This window comes from Stenotrophomonas sp. SORGH_AS_0321 (assembly GCF_031453215.1).
Classification (GTDB): domain Bacteria; phylum Pseudomonadota; class Gammaproteobacteria; order Xanthomonadales; family Xanthomonadaceae; genus Stenotrophomonas; species Stenotrophomonas chelatiphaga.
In genome coordinates, this window is sequence record NZ_JAVIZG010000001.1 from 742,930 (window position 1) to 757,798 (window position 14,869).

10 protein-coding genes are annotated in these 14,869 nt (G+C 65.4%); 2 read left to right on the forward strand and 8 right to left on the reverse strand.

The window, feature by feature from the left end:
* Positions 1-86: 86 nt before the first annotated feature.
* Entirely contained in the window at positions 87-1,307 is a 1,221-nt protein-coding gene (locus tag QE373_RS03135; protein WP_309683550.1) for a multifunctional CCA addition/repair protein, read from the reverse strand.
* Positions 1,308-1,526: 219 nt separating this feature from the next.
* The gene (locus tag QE373_RS03140; RefSeq protein WP_309683552.1) at positions 1,527-3,503 is read right to left on the reverse strand and encodes a transglycosylase SLT domain-containing protein; all 1,977 of its coding nucleotides are present in this window, start codon (positions 3,501-3,503) and stop codon (positions 1,527-1,529) included.
* Positions 3,504-3,771: 268 nt separating this feature from the next.
* On the opposite strand from QE373_RS03140, the gene QE373_RS03145 reads away from it, so the two are divergent.
* A complete protein-coding gene (locus tag QE373_RS03145) occupies positions 3,772-6,588 on the forward strand; it encodes a TonB-dependent receptor (RefSeq protein ID WP_309689526.1) in 2,817 nt (938 codons plus the stop codon).
* A 167-nt stretch (positions 6,589-6,755) separates the two neighbouring features.
* Here the strand turns inward: QE373_RS03145 and QE373_RS03150 are convergent, their stop codons facing one another.
* The 6 genes from QE373_RS03150 to QE373_RS03175 all read right to left on the reverse strand — a co-directional run bounded on the left by QE373_RS03150 (position 6,756) and on the right by QE373_RS03175 (position 13,988).
* Positions 6,756-7,670 (reverse strand): hypothetical protein, encoded by a 915-nt coding sequence (locus QE373_RS03150; protein ID WP_309683554.1) that lies wholly within the window; start codon positions 7,668-7,670, stop codon positions 6,756-6,758.
* 655 nt (positions 7,671-8,325) lie between these two features.
* Positions 8,326-10,485: a ferric-rhodotorulic acid/ferric-coprogen receptor FhuE gene (gene fhuE / locus QE373_RS03155; RefSeq protein WP_309683555.1), complete on the reverse strand. Its 2,160-nt coding sequence runs from the start codon at positions 10,483-10,485 to the stop codon at positions 8,326-8,328.
* A gap of 243 nt (positions 10,486-10,728) precedes the next feature.
* Positions 10,729-11,466 carry an endonuclease/exonuclease/phosphatase family protein gene (locus tag QE373_RS03160; RefSeq protein WP_211260379.1) on the reverse strand — a complete coding sequence of 246 codons (738 nt, stop codon included), beginning with the start codon at positions 11,464-11,466 and terminating at the stop codon, positions 10,729-10,731.
* A 52-nt stretch (positions 11,467-11,518) separates the two neighbouring features.
* Positions 11,519-12,340 (reverse strand): thiol:disulfide interchange protein DsbA/DsbL, encoded by an 822-nt coding sequence (locus QE373_RS03165; protein WP_123698953.1) that lies wholly within the window; start codon positions 12,338-12,340, stop codon positions 11,519-11,521.
* Between the two features lie 100 nt (positions 12,341-12,440).
* Positions 12,441-13,088, reverse strand: a complete 648-nt coding sequence (locus tag QE373_RS03170; RefSeq protein WP_309683558.1) for a thiol:disulfide interchange protein DsbA/DsbL — start codon at positions 13,086-13,088, stop codon at positions 12,441-12,443.
* Between the two features lie 102 nt (positions 13,089-13,190).
* The gene (locus tag QE373_RS03175) at positions 13,191-13,988 is read right to left on the reverse strand and encodes a c-type cytochrome (RefSeq protein WP_123698954.1); all 798 of its coding nucleotides are present in this window, start codon (positions 13,986-13,988) and stop codon (positions 13,191-13,193) included.
* Between the two features lie 124 nt (positions 13,989-14,112).
* On the opposite strand from QE373_RS03175, the gene yihA reads away from it, so the two are divergent.
* The gene (yihA, locus tag QE373_RS03180; RefSeq protein WP_042614138.1) at positions 14,113-14,712 is read left to right on the forward strand and encodes a ribosome biogenesis GTP-binding protein YihA/YsxC; all 600 of its coding nucleotides are present in this window, start codon (positions 14,113-14,115) and stop codon (positions 14,710-14,712) included.
* Positions 14,713-14,869 lie beyond the last annotated feature (157 nt).

Here is a 14,869-nt window from a genome sequence, read left to right on the forward strand (position 1 = left end):
GGCTACTGCTTGAGTGCAATCAGGTGCTCGGCGTAGAGCGCGAGAACATGATTGAAGCTACGGTCACCTGCAAGACGCCGGGCGGCTCAGCGTGCCGCCGCAATCGCGGCGATGCGGGCCCTGGCCAGCGCCTGGCCGATCGCCGGCCCCTTCAGGTGGGTGGTGTCCAGGTCACGCGCCTGCACGGACAACGCGGCCCGGTGCAGGCGTTTGAGGGTCTCACCCTGGGGGTAGTCGCCGTCCTCGAAACCGAGCCGTCCGCGCTTGTCGGCCTCGCAGCACAGCGCGATGCGGGCCACGCGTTCCGGCCGACGCAGGGCATCGCAGCGGCCCAGCAGCTCCAGCACGGTGGCATCGCGCAGCTCGTCGATGCGGTGCACGTTGAGGTGCTCGCGGCATACGGCTTCGGCCAGCTGCTGGTGCTCGGCCGGGACCTTCAGGCGCGCGCACAGCGCCTTCAACGGCTCCAGTCCGCGCTGCTCGTGCATGATGTGGCGCGGCCATTCCTGCTGTGGCGTGAGCGCCTTGCCCAGGTCGTGGGTGAGCGCGGCGAAGCCGACCAGATCATCGCCCGGTGCCAAGCGCGCGGCCATGTCGCTGACCATTTCCTGATGCACGCCGGTATCCACTTCCGGGTGGTACTCCGCGCGCTGCGGCACGCCGTACAGCACATCCAGCTCGGGCAGGATCGGCGCCAGCGCATGCGCATCATGCAGCGTGCGCAGGAACGCCGACGGGCGCTCCGACGCCAAGGCGCGGCGCAGTTCCTGCCACACGCGTTCGGGCACCAGTGCGTCGAGCTCGCCACTGGCGGCGACTTCGCGCATCAATGCCAGGGTTTCATCGGCGATGGTGAAGCCGAGCGGCGCGAAGCGGGCCATGAAACGGGCCGCACGCAGGACCCGTAGCGGGTCTTCGACAAAGGCCGGGCCGACATGGCGCAGCACGCGGTTTTCGATATCGCCGATGCCGCCATACGGATCGACGAGTTGGCCGCTTTCCTCATCGCAGGCGATGGCGTTGATGGTGAAGTCGCGGCGCTGCAGGTCTTCTTCCAGCGTTACCGACGGATCGGCATCGACTACGAAACCGCGGTAGCCGCGGCCGGATTTGCGCTCGGTGCGGGCCAGGGCGTATTCCTCGCTGGTGTCCGGATGCAGGAACACGGGGAAGTCGCGCCCGACCGCACGGAAGCCCTGGGCCTCCATCTGCGCGGGCGTGGCGCCGACCACCATCCAGTCGCGGTCACCGGCGGGGCGCTGCAGCAGGCGGTCGCGTACCGCGCCGCCGACGAGATAGATCTTCATGCCGCCCATGATACGGCGGCTTCGCCGCAGGTAGTGACGGCCGCTGGCCGTCACGCTTCTGCCTTCCGCTGCGCTCGCCGAGCACGGCTCGGCGCTACCACGGCGATGGTAGTGACGACCGCTGGTCGTCACGCTTGTGCCTTCCGCTGCGCTCGCCGAGCACGGCTCGGCGCTACCACGGCGATGGTAGTGACGGCCGCTGGTCGTCACGCCCGCACCTCAATCCGCCTTGGCGCCGGCCGCAGCGGTGCAGGTGAACTTCTTGCGGGTGTCCACCAGCTTGCCCATCAGCCGGTCGCTCAGCGGCAGGGCATCGCCGTTGAGGCGCCAGTCGTAGATCACGCTGAAGGCCAGCACGCGGGCCACGTACTCGCGGGTTTCCTTGTAGCTGATGGTCTCGATCCACAGGTCCGGATCAAAGCCCGGCCGCTGGGTCTGCCAGCGCGCGGTCGGCGTGGGGCCGGCGTTGTAGGCGGCGATGGTGACGTAGGGCAGGCCGTCGTACTTGTTCATCAGCTGGCGCAGGTAGGCGGTACCGATGGCGATGTTGGTGTCCGGGTCGTACAGGCTGGCTGCGCCACCGTAGCTGGTCAGCCCGATGTTCTTTGCCACCGCAGCGCCGGTGGTGGGCAGCACCTGCATCAGGCCCATCGCGTTGGCGGGAGAGCGCGCATTGGGGCTGAAGATGCTCTCGGCACGGATTTCCGCGGCCACCCAGGCCGGATCGATCGCGTTGCGCGCGGCCTCGCGACGGATACTGCCGTCGTGGTGCAGCGGGAAGCGCAGGTGGTACAGCCGCTGTTCGTCCGGCTGCTTGCCGAGCGAGAACACCGCCCGATCAAACCAACCATTTTCCTGCGCCACTTCCACCGCCAGGCGGCGCTGGGTGTCGTCGAACTTCGCCAGGGCGCTGTTCCATTCGGCCGTCGCCCAGCTGGCGCGGTCGATGCGGTACAGCTCCATGGCGCGCACGATGGCCGGATCACGCGCTACGGCGGCACGCGCCGATGCACTGTCATTGGGCTTCCACGGGCACAGCATGTAGGGCTGTTCCAGCTTGTCGGCGGCCAGGAAACCATGGAAGGTCGGCGAGCTGGCGGCGCGCGCGAACACCGGCTTGGCCTGCGCAGCCTGGCCGGTCTTTTCCAGCATGCGGGCTTCGAAATAGGTCCAGCGCGAATCTGCACGCTGGGTCGGGCCCATCTTGCGGATGGCGGCCAGCGTCGCCGGCCAGTCACCGCGTGACATCGCTTCGCGAACACGCCATTCGTGCAGGCGCTCGTCATACGCCGAATCCGGCACGGCGTTGAGCCGGCGCGCCGAATCGGGCAGGTAGGAGGCCACCGTCCACAGGGCAATCTGGTAGCGCACCTGGGCCTGCTGGTCCGCACTCAGGCCCAGGGCCTGCGCGTACTGCGGCAGTTGCTGTTCGGTGGCGTCTGGATTGGCCTTGGCCAGCTTCTGCAGGCCATCGGTGGCAATGCGCCGGCTGCGTTCGTTGCGTGGCCAGTTCAGGGCCTTCGCGCTGGGGGCATCCACAAAGGCGGCGTAATCGGTGGCCAGGGCGAGGTCGGCCGCGGGCAGGCCGCGTGCGGCACTGCGCATCACCGCCGGCTGCCCGGCATCGGCGGCGGCGTCCACGCGCTCCCAGCGCAATGCGTCGGTCATGCCGCCCTGCGCCTGCAGCACGGCGAACACCGCATCGCAGCCATCGGGCAGCGATTTGCCGGCTTTGCGCCACAGGTCCTGCGCCGCGCTGGTCCACTGCGCATCGGCCTTGCCGGTGGCCTGTTGCGCGGTCAGCTGCGCACAGCGCAGGCCGACGTTTTCGGTGGGCGCCCAGTTGGCCAACAGGGTCGACCAGTCCTGGCGGCGGGCGACTGCCGGCAGCCACACGCTGCGGAACGTGGTGGCCACGGCCTGGCCGTCGTAGCGCTTGAGGAAGGCCTGCGCCTGGTCATTGCTGACCGTTTCGATGTTGCGTCGCAGGTTCGCGTATTCCAGCCAACCGTAGGCCGGGTTGCGGCTCAGCGTGCCGGCCTGGGCCGCATTGAACTGACCGCGTTCGGCATCGGCGATGGCCGTCTTCAGCTGCGCGCGCTGGGCATCGGAAGACTGGGCGAAGACGCTGGGCGCGGCGCAGGACAACGCCGCGGCGGCAAGCAGGGACAGGGCAGGGCGAGAGTGTCGAGTCATGCGGGCAGCATAGCCGCTGGCGCCTGAATTCTGCTGTTCACGCGGGTGTCTATTGGGCCGTTCCCGCGAGCGCTTGGCCCAATTCGGCTTTGTGTAGCCAGAGTGAAAGCGAGGCGCCGGTCACGTCGCGTGTTTTACAAGTTGTTTACAACTAGGACGTTGTGTGAGTTCCGCAGTTGATTGGTACGCCCATCTGGAGAGAGAGAAGCGAATGAACAACCTGCATTACCGCCCCTTGGCGGTCGCTGTATCCCTGTGCGTCGGCCTGATGTCGTCTGTCGGCGCGATGGCGCAGGAGACCCCCCGTGTCGCCACCGAGCTGGATCGTGTCGAGGTCACCGGGTCGCGCATCAAACGCGCCGAAGTCGAGGGTCACCTGCCGATCCAGACCCTCACCCGCACCGAGATCGAACGCACCGGCCTGACCTCCATCGGCGAGGTGCTGCAGCAGCTCACCGGTTCCGGCTCGGCGTTGAATGCCAAGTTCAACTCGTCCGGCAACTTCGGCTTCCCGCCGGATGGCAGCGGCGTCGGCGCTGGCTCCGCGCAGGTCGATCTGCGTCACCTGGGCGCCAAGCGCGTATTGGTGCTGGTCGATGGCATCCGCTGGGTCAATGAGTCGTCTGCATCCGGCGTCGGCTCGGCGACCGATCTCAATACCATTCCGCTGGCCATCGTCGAACGCATCGAAGTGCTGGAAGATGGCGCCTCGTCATTGTATGGCTCCGATGCCATCGCCGGCGTGGTCAACATCATCACCCGCCGCAATTTCGATGGCGCCCAGGTGACGATGAACTACGGCGAGTACAGCAAGGGCGATGGCACGCAGAAGGGCATCGACCTTGCCTGGGGCACGCAGGGCGACCGTTACAGCCTGTTCCTGGGGGCGAGTTATACGAAGCAGGATCCGGTGTATGCCCGGACCCGTGAGCAGTCGCGCTTTCCAGTTCCCGGCACTGGCTTGACCTTCGGTAGTGGGGGTATTCCCCAGGGCCGCTTCCGCTTCATCGATCCGAACACCGGCGCCGTGCAGGACCTTGTACCGAACAATGGCGCAAGCACACCGAACTACGATGGCAGCGCGGGTTGCAGCCGGACTGATGATTACCACTGCTTCACAACTGCGGACCGTTTCAATTTCGCCGAATACAATCTGCTGTTGACGCCGTCCGAGCGCAAGGGCGTGTTCGGTCAGTTCCGCTTCGACATTACCGACAACCTGCAGTGGTACGTCAAGGCGCTGGGCAACCGCCGCGAATCGACCAATCAGGCGGGCCCCGAGCCGCTGTTCTTCGGACCCGATGGCGCCACCGGCAACCCGCTGGCGGACAACATCACCATCTCGGCATTGAACCCGTTCAACCCGTTCGGCTTCGATTTCGTTTCCTCCGGAAACATGCAATTCATCGGGCGTCGCCCGGTCGAAGGTGGCGCACGCGTGTTCGAACAGGAGGTCAATACCAGCTACTTCGCAACGGGTCTGGTGGGTGATTTCGAAGCGGCGGATCGTAGCTGGTTCTGGGACGTCAACGGCATGTACAGCAAGAACAAGGCCGAGCAGACCAACTACGGCAGCTACAACATCTTCAACATCGCCACCGCGCTGGGCGATCCGGCGGTATGTGCATCAACACCGGGCTGCGTGCCACTGAACATCTTCGGCGGTGTCGGCAGCATCACCCCGGAGATGCTGCAGTGGATCCAACCGGTGGTGCGTGACCGCAGCCAGAACGAACTGAGCCTGTTCACCGCCAACCTGTCCAGTGAGCTGTTCACCCTGCCGGCCGGTCCGGTGGCCTTCGCCACGGGTTACGAGTACCGCAAGTACGAGGGCTCCTACCAGCCCGATCCGCTGACCGTGATCGGCCATTACAACGGCGTCCCGTCACTGCCGACGTCGGGTTCCTACGACGTCAATGAAGCCTACCTGGAGCTGAGCATCCCGATCTTCGCCAAGAGTGCGCTGGGCGAGAAGCTGGACCTGAGCCTGGCCGGACGCTACTCGGATTACTCCACCTTCGGTGGTGAGTTCACGCCTAAGTACGGCCTGCGCTGGCAGGTGACCGATGACTTCGTGCTGCGCACCAGCTATGCCGAAGGTTTCCGCGCGCCGTCCATCGGCGAACTCTACGGTTCGGCGGCTCGCGCCGACCTGCAGATCTTCGACCCGTGCTCGATCGGCCTCGGCGGCGATGCACCGCGTGGCAATGCCGCCAACTGCGCGGCGCTGGGCGTTCCTAACGGATTCCAGTCGGCGAACTCGCAGATTTCGGTCACCACCGGCGGCAACATCGAGCTGGATCCGGAGCACTCGCGCAGCTTCAGCGCCGGCTTCGTGTGGAGCCCGTGGTTCGCCAACAACACCGAGTGGTCCGAGCGCTTCGACGTGGAGGTGACGTTCTACCGCCACACCATCGAGGGCGCCATCCAGGCGATCAACGCACAGACCCAGCTGGACCTGTGCGTGGATTCGCTGGACCCGCTGTACTGCAACGGCATCACCCGCGCCAACACCGGTGCGATCAGCAGCTTCAACAACCGCCTGACCAACCTGGGTTCGATCAAGACCGATGGCTGGGACGTGGACCTGTTCTACACCCTGCCGCAGACCGACATCGGCCAGTTCAAGCTGGGCTGGCAGAACACCTTCGTCGGACGTTACGAGGCGCTCGGCGCGGCCGGCCAGCGGCAGCCGCAGGAACCGGGCGTGGAAGTGGCCGACAGCTCGATTCCCGAATGGACCAGCAACGCCAGCGTGTCGTGGGCGCTGGACAACTGGAACGCTTCGTGGACGGTGCGGCACATCTCCGAGCTCACAGAGCAGTGCGGCGATGCGTCCGCGTTCCCGATCTGCAGCGACCAGGTAGCCGGCACCAACAAGCTGGCCGCCACCACCTTCCATGACATGCAGGTGGGCTACAAGGTCGACTGGATGAAGGGCCTGCAGCTGAGCCTGGGTTTGAACAACGTGTTCGACAAGGATCCGCCGATCTGCCTGTCGTGCTCGTTGAACGGCTACGACGCCTCCACGTACGACATCCCGCGTGGACGCTTCTGGTATGCCCGCGCGGACCTGCGCTTCTGATGTAGAAAGAGGCTACAGGAAGGGGGCTGGAAGGGGGCAGAGTCCTTTCGCACAGCGAAAGGACTCTGACCCCGGGCTTCACCCCGGACTTCAGTGCCGCGATGTCCAGCCGCGAGGCATGGAGCGTGCTGCTGGCTGGTCAGGCGTTCTTCTTCTGCTCGCGTCGCCTACATTGCTTGGCATGTAATGGTCTTCCCATCCCATGAGCACGACATCCTGCGTCCTGTCGAGCTTCCCCCGGTGACCGGGACGCCGAAGTGGGAGGCACTTCGTGTCCAGCGCGCTCGGTCATTGGCGTCACCGAAGTAGTAGGCTCCTGCGTACCGGGGAGCTGTTGCCGGCTCGACGATCGACTGGTCCGGGACCATGTTCCCCGTTGCGTCCCTGCTCTGTCCCTGCGAGTACTTTGCCTCACCGACATTTTCGGCGGTGACCGTGTAAGTCGTCGTGGATCCATCTCGCCAGGTGATTCGGATGGTGATCGTTCCGCTGCCGTAAATCGATCCGAACGTCAGGGCAGCCTGCTGCAGCGTCAGGGCGATAGAATTCCAATTGGGGTTGTTGCCGGTCGCACCAGCCAACTCGAGCGCCAAATTCTGGCCTAGTCTGGATCTTGAGGTGGCAGAGTCGACGATGTCGTAGGCATTAAGGCCTTTGTAAGCATCTGGAAATCGGATGTTGTTTGCGTTCCCGGGATTATCCGGATGCAGCATGACCAGAGGCCCTCCATTTCTTTCCCGACCTTGCCGAGGTCCCGTCTTGGCTTCAGGTTCAAGGGCAGCGGCCGAGGTCGCATCCATGATTCGATGGAAGGCCGTAGTTATCGGCTCTGGCACCTGTTGTGGGAAGGCAAGCCACCGTCTTGTCTCCCAGTCATACTCAACTTGGAAGCCGTACAGCTTTGCAGTGCTGAAGTCGACTACCAGCTTCAATCCAGAGGAGCCGGTGTTGATTGCAGCCTGCCGGGGGAAAATGCAGCCATTGCACTGGACCAAACCAGGCTTGCCCGGTTCCTGCGCCTTGCTGGCGTTCCACGAGACCGGCAGCATGAACAATACTGCCGCGATGAGCATCTTCTTCATCTTGAGCCTGCGCTACTTTGGCAACCCGTCGTTGCACATGATTCTTTGCTCGCCAGCAGACTATTTTTCTGTGACCTGGTGCCTGAACTGATCAACAGTGATGCATAGCGATTACCGCCTCTTTGCCGTCGGAATCTGATTGTGATGAGTAGATGATCTGCTCAGCTGAGTCTTGCGATGGAGCTCCCGCTATCGCACTTCTTGCTTGCAGTTTTCGGTCAATTTGTATGGCGCGATTTTTACCGAACTCATCGGAAGTTGCTGATTTTGAGGCTGTGTGAAACTCATCTGCGAGGATGCAGGCTCGCGCCGGAATAGACCGCGCTGATTGCGACAGCACTGGACGGAGTTTCCACCGACATCCACGGGTGATCCTTCTCTGGCCCGTTGCATTAATCGGCCTTTCGCGGGTGCCCGCATTGAGGGTCCGCCGTCGACCTGATATCCCACATACTGGTGATGCGATGGCAACTGATGAAGAGCAGAAATCTTAAGATGACCCTGGTGCTCGGCGCGGTCATTCTGGTGACACTTTCGTGCTGCGTCATGGCGGCACCACCGCAGGCATCTGCAAGCGCAGTAACCGGATGCAGAAAAGGGTCGGAGCCCTTCCGCCATCCGGAAGGACTCCGACCCCTGTTTCAGCCTGCGTTGATCAGAAGTTGTAGATGAACGTCAGCGAGCCATTACGCCCGTCGCCATACGCGCCATAGCCGTTGATCTGCGAGAAGTACTGCTTGTCCAGCAGGTTGTTGAGGTTGGCCTGCACGCTGAACTCCGGCGAGATGCGGTAGCGCACGAAGGCGCTGACCAGCGCGTAGCCGTCCTGCTCGATACGGCCGTAAGCCGGCACCGGGTAGTAGATGCCGTTCTGCCAGTTGGCACCACCGCCGACGGTCAGTGCGGTCAGCGACTGCGGGGTGTAGCTGGTGAACAGCTTGATCGTGGTCTGCGGCAGGTTGGTGTTGATGTTGGCGCCGTTGATGTCCTTGGCCACGTAACGCGATGCACCGAAGGTGGCGTTCCAGCCCGGAGCCAGTTCACCGTTCACTTCGAATTCGAAACCGCGGCTCACCGTGCCGCGTGCGGCGACGTAGGCGAACTCGCCAGGACGGCTCGGGATCGGCTCGCTGGTGACCTGCGCCACGTTGTCCTGCTCGATGCGGAACGCGGCGACGGAGGCATTCAGGCGGTTGTCGAACCAGGCGCCCTTGACCCCGATTTCGTAGTTCTTGCCGTCCACCGGATCCAGGTAGCTGCCGTTGCGATCGCGCGCGGTCTGCGGCTGGAAGATCTCGGTGTAGCTGGCGTAGGTGGAGTAGGTATCGTTGATGTCGAACACCAGGCCCGCATACGGGGTGGTGACCTTGTGCGCGCGGTCGTTGCCTTCGCCTTCACTCTTCCAGTCGGTGTAACGCGCGCCGATGATCAGCTTGAGCGGATCGGCCAGTGACAGGCGGGTGGCGGCATAGCCGGCCTTCTGGGTGATGGTGCCTTCGCTCTGCAGCGGCAGGGTACCGACCCAGTTCGGCTCCGGGAAGTCGCCCACGCCGGCCAGGTAGTTGTCCAGCGGCGCCCAGCCGACCTGGTAATCGCCGTAGTTGGCGAACTCGCGCTTGTTGTAGCTCGCACCTGCCATGAACTGGTGCTCGCGGCCGAACAGCTGGAACGGACCTTCCACGAAGCCGTCCACCGCGTTGACCTTGCGCTCGGTGTTGTAGAAACCCGCCGAGGGCGAAACGCCGGCGCCGGTGTTCTTGTCCAGCAGCGAGGCGCCGGTGGTCCAGTCGTTGTAGGCCGGGTAGAACAGCTTGTCGTCGGCCTTGGTGGTGTCATGCGTCGCGCCGAGCTTGACCTTCCAGTCATTGGCGAAGGCATGTTCCAGCGTGGCGAACAGACGCTTGCTGGTGGTATCCCAGTAGGTCCAGCCCGGGTTGGCGCTGAACGATTCGTCGAACGGGGTCGGGCTGCCGTCGGAGAACAGCATCGGGAAGCCGCCCCAGGTAGCGCCGTTGGCACGCTTCTGCTGGTAGTCGTAGCCCACGCTGAGCTGGGTGTCCGGGGTCAGGTCGGCATCGATGACCGCATAGCCCAGCGTCTTGTGCTGGTTGTAGCGGTCCATCTGCGATTCGGTGTCCAGGTAGCTGCCGATCACGCGGGCGCGCACCGAGCCACTGGCATTCAGCGGCGTGGTCACGTCCACGGTGCTGCGGGTGCGACCCCAGCTGCCCACGTTGACCGACACGTTGCCGGTCAGTTCGGCGCTGTCGGCATGCTTGCGGATCAGGTTCACCGACGCCGACGGATTGCCGGCGCCGGTCAGCAGGCCGGTCGCGCCGCGCACCACTTCAACGCGGTCGTACAGGGCCAGGTCCAGGCCGGAATCGCCGTAGCTCCAGTTCTGCACCATCTGGGTGGGCAGCCCGTCGAACTGGTAGCTGTCGATGTAGAAACCGCGCGCGTAGAACTCGGTGCGCTCGGTATCGGACTGGGTGCTGCTGATGCCGGTGGTGTTGGCCAGCACGTCGATGATGTCGTCGAGGTTCTGGTCCTCGATGCGCTGGTGGCTGATGATGCTGATCGACTGCGGGATCTCGCGCGGGGCCAGGTCGAAGCGCGTGCCGGCCGAGGTGCGACGGACCGAATAGCCTTCGGCGCGCTCGCCCTTGACCACGATGCCATCCAGCGTGGTGGCGGAGCTGCCATCGGGCGTGTCGGTGCTCTGCGCGAAGGCAGGTGCGGCAGCCAGGCTGCACAGGGCAACCATCAGGGCCTGCGGCAGGCGGCGCAGGGCGAGGGGGGCGGGACGGGTCATCGGCATCAACCAGGCAGGTCGCTACAGGCGCCTGGCCGGGGATCCCTGGTGGCCAGACGGAGCGGGAAAAAGGGGGAGAGCTAAGGCGCGCCCGCACCATCCTGTGCGATCACGATCACACTATGATAATGGGACTGATTCGCATCATCAATGGCATCGCAGTCATGTCTTGGGGACGGTCGCTGGCCGTCCATGCCTGAACAGGTGAACCGAAGAGGCCGACCTGCGGCCGGCCGTACCGACTCAGCGCAGTGCGCTGGCCGGGACGTCGATCGACATGGCCAAGGCCAGGTGATCGGAGAAGGCCGCGGGAACGGCTTCGATGCTGCGCTGCTGCAGGCTGCTGCTGACCAGGATGTGGTCGATGGCCCGGTCCGGGCGCCAGCTGGGGAAGGTGGGCACCACGCAGCCCGGGGGCTGCAGGGTGGTCTTCTGGTACAGCACCTGCATTTCCGGGCGCTCGGCCAGGCAGTTGAAATCGCCCATCAGCACCGCATTCGGGTGGTCGGACAGCATCTCGGCGATGAAGGAAAGCTGCGACAGCCGGGAACCGGCACCCAGTGACAGATGCGCCACGGCCACCGCCAGCCCGTCGGCGCCGTCGCCGAATTTGGCCAGCAGCACGCCGCGTCCGCCGATCCGGCCGGGCAAGGCATGGTCCTGGACCTCCACCGGCTCCAGCCGGCTCAGCAGGCCGTTGGCCGATGAGGCCACCCCGCCCATGCGCCGGTTCGGCTGGTGGCTCCAGTAATTGAAGCCGGCGCGTTCGGCCAGGTAGTGGGTCTGGTTGGTGAAACCCGAGCGCAGGCTGCCGGGATCGGCTTCCTGCAGGCCGACGATGTCGTGCCCGCGGGCAAGCGTGGCGATCGCATCCAGGCTGCTGCGCTTGCGACCCGCCGGCAGCGCATGTGACCAGCTGCGGGTCACGTAGTCGCTGTAACGGCGGGTGCTCGAGCCGGCCTGGATGTTGGCCGTCAGCAGGCGCAGGGTGCGTGATGTGGGGGAATTCACGACGGGATGCGCTTGTACGGGATCAGTTGCCGGCCTTGGCCGCACGCTCACGCGCGATCAGGTGGTCAGCGATGCGCAGGTAGTCCGGGAACGACTTGCCCTTCACCAGGTACTTGCCGTTGATGATCAGCGACGGGGTGCCGGAGATCTTGCTGCGCTGGGCGAACTGCTTGGCGGCGTTGGTCTTGGCATTGACCGCGAAGCTGCTCATGGCAGCGCTGAACTGCTTGGCGTCCACGCCGTGCTTGGCGTAGAAGGCGGCGATGTCATCGACCGAATCACGGCCGCGCTCGCCCTTCAGGGTCTGCTCGGCGTGGATGGCGGCATAGACGGCTTCATGGGTCTTTTCCTGCACGCCCAGGGTCTGTGCGGCGTAGAACGCACGGGCGTAGTCATCCCAGGTACCGCCGAACATGGCCGGCACGTAGATGAAGTTCACATCACCCGGCAGTCCGGCCTTCCACGGACCCACCAGCGGCTGGAACGCGGCACAGGCCGGGCAGACATAGCCGAAGATCTCCACCACTTCGACCTTGCCCGCCACCGGCTGGAACGGCTGGCCGTTTTCGATCACCACGTAGTCCGTGCCGGCGACCGGCTCTGGACCGGTCAGGCGCATCGGCGCATCGTTGGCGGCCGCCGGCGCGGCTTCGCTGCCCGCCGCCTGCTCGGTGCCGGCTGCCTGTTCACTGGTGGCCGGTGCGGCGGCATCCGCTGCCGGGGCAGTTTCGGCGGCCGGGGCCGCTTCGGTCGGGGCGGCGACGTTGGCGGTGCCGTCGTCGGCCTTGCAGGCGGCGAGGATCGGCAGCAGGGCCAGCAGGGTGAGGGCGAAACGGGTCTTCATCAAAGCTTCTCCAGCAATGGTTGAGGCCGGCGTCGGGCGCCGGCCAGGAACGAATGATGACACGCAGGCGCATGGGCGCCGCGTGTGGATTGCGTGTGGTTCAGCGGGCCTTGCCGGAGCGGGCCTGCGCGATCAGCGCCGAGGCGATGCGCAGCTGATCTTCGGCACTGTTGCCCTTGACCAGGAACTGGCCATTGATGACAAGGCTGGGCGTGCCCGGGATACGGGTGCGGCGGGCGAAGTCGCGCGCTGCGCTGACCTTGGCCTGTACCGCCTCGCTCTTCAGCGCGGCCACGTAGGCCGCTTCGCTCACGCCGTACTGCTTGTAGAAGGTCGCCAGCTCGTCGGCCGACACGTTCTGCATCGGCAGGCTGCGGTCTTCGTGCAGGGCCTTGAACACCGCGCCATGGCTGCGCTTGGCGACGCCCAGCTGGTCAGCGGCGTAATACGCCGTGGCCCAGGCATCCCACGGCCCGCCAAACGCCGCCGGTACCGGCGTGAAGCGCACGTCCTTGGGCAGCTTGGCGACCCAGGCGACCAGCTGCGGTTCGAAGTGCGCGCAGTGCGAGCAGGTGTAGCCGAACACTTCGACCACTTCGATCTTGCCGGCCAGCGGCTGGAACGGGCCGGGCTGGGCGATGCGCTCGTAATCGCGACCTTCCTGCAGGTCGGTCGCGGCCGGCGCGGCGGACAGGGCCAGCGGCAGCACCGCCAGCAGGGACAGCAACAGACGGGGAATCAACCTCATCGACACGCATCTCCATGAAAACAGGTGCCGGCGGGTGCCGGCGCGGAGATGAACATACCTCAGCCAGCGCCCGCGGGGGATACCGCAGGCAATGGGCGGTCGTCAGGGGGCGGCCGTCGGTGCCGCCGCGGTGGCCTGTGCGGCGACATCGTCGGCGCGGTCGTGCAGGCCCTGCAGGTAGCTGCCCAGCGCCTGGATTTCCTGTTCGGTGAGCTTGGCCGCCACGCTGGCCATGATCTCGAAGTGCGCCTTGTCGGTCTCTCCGCTGCGCCCGGCCTGGTACTCCTGCAGGCGGCGGGACACATAGCTGGCGTGCTGGCCGCCGATGTGCGGGTAGGCCGGGCCGGGATTGCCGGCGCCGGTCGGGCCATGGCAGGCCATGCAGGCCGGCAGGCCGCGCGCCACGTCGCCGCCACGATACAGCTGCTGGCCGATCTCATAGAACTTCAGCCCCTTGTAGGGGCCATCGGCGACGACGGTGTCATCGGCGATGCCGGCAGCGGCTTTCTGGGTGGCGAAGAAGGCGCCGATGTCGCGCATGTCCTGCGCGGTGAGGTCCTTGACGAAAGGCACCATGGCGACCGCCGCGCCCGAGGTACGCTGCCCGGTGGCGATCAGTGCCATCTGCTGGGCGGAATAGCGTTCGCTCTGGCCGGCGATGCTCGGGTACATCTCGATGCTCGCGTTGCCGTCGGCGCCATGGCAGGCGGCGCACGCCGCGGCCTTGGTCTGGCCGGCCTTGGCGTCGCCCCATTGGGTCTTGCTGAAGTCGATTTCCAGCGATGCGGTCTGGATCGGGCCGTTGTCCGGCAGCGGGGTGATGCTGGTCTGCGCCCAGGCGGCAGCGCCCAGGATGGATATGGCGACAGCGGAAACGGCAATAACGCGAGCGTGGCGCATGCTGGAGCTCCGTTCTGGTCCGGCCAGGCCCTCCGCCCGGATACGCCGGATTATCAACGCCGGTTCATGGCACGGTCAAACAATGGTCGGGCGCGCGGCGGCGCAACATGCGATCCTATGCGTCATGTCTCTTCTCATCGAACGCGCGCACTACTTCGTTTCGGCCCACAACATGCGGCAGCTGCCGCCTGATGAAGGCGCCGAAGTGGCGTTTGCCGGCCGCTCCAACGCCGGCAAGTCCAGTGCCCTGAACGCCCTTACCCGCCAGAACGCGCTGGCCCGTGTGTCCAAGACCCCTGGTCGGACCCAGCAGCTGGTGTTCTTCCGGGTCACTCCCGAAGCCCATCTGGTGGATCTGCCCGGCTACGGCTACGCCAAAGTGCCGCTGGACCTGCAGGCGCACTGGCAGGCCTTCATCGACCAGTACTTCCGCACCCGGCAGGCCCTGCGCGGCCTGGTGGTGGTGATGGACATCCGTCATCCGCTGAAGGAATACGACCGGCAGATGCTGTCCTATGCGGTGCAGCGCGGCCTGCCGGCGCATGCGCTGTTGACCAAGGCCGACAAGCTCAGCCGCAGCCAGCAGATGATCTCGTTGAACAAGGTCAAGAAAGAGCTGCACGAAGCCTTCGGCGATACCGTCGGCGTGCAGGTGTTCTCCGGCGAAAGCCGGCTGGGCGTGGACGAAGCACGCGGCATCATCGGCGGCTGGCTGGGGCTCTGAACCCCGCAGGGAAAAAGGTCCGGGTGCGGGTAGTGACGGCCGCTGGCCGTCATCCGGGTTGAAGCAAGGACAGCCAGCGGCCGCCCCTCCCGATCCGGGTGCGGGTAGTGACGGCCGCTGGCCGTCATCCAGGTTGAAGCAAGGACGGCCAGCGGCC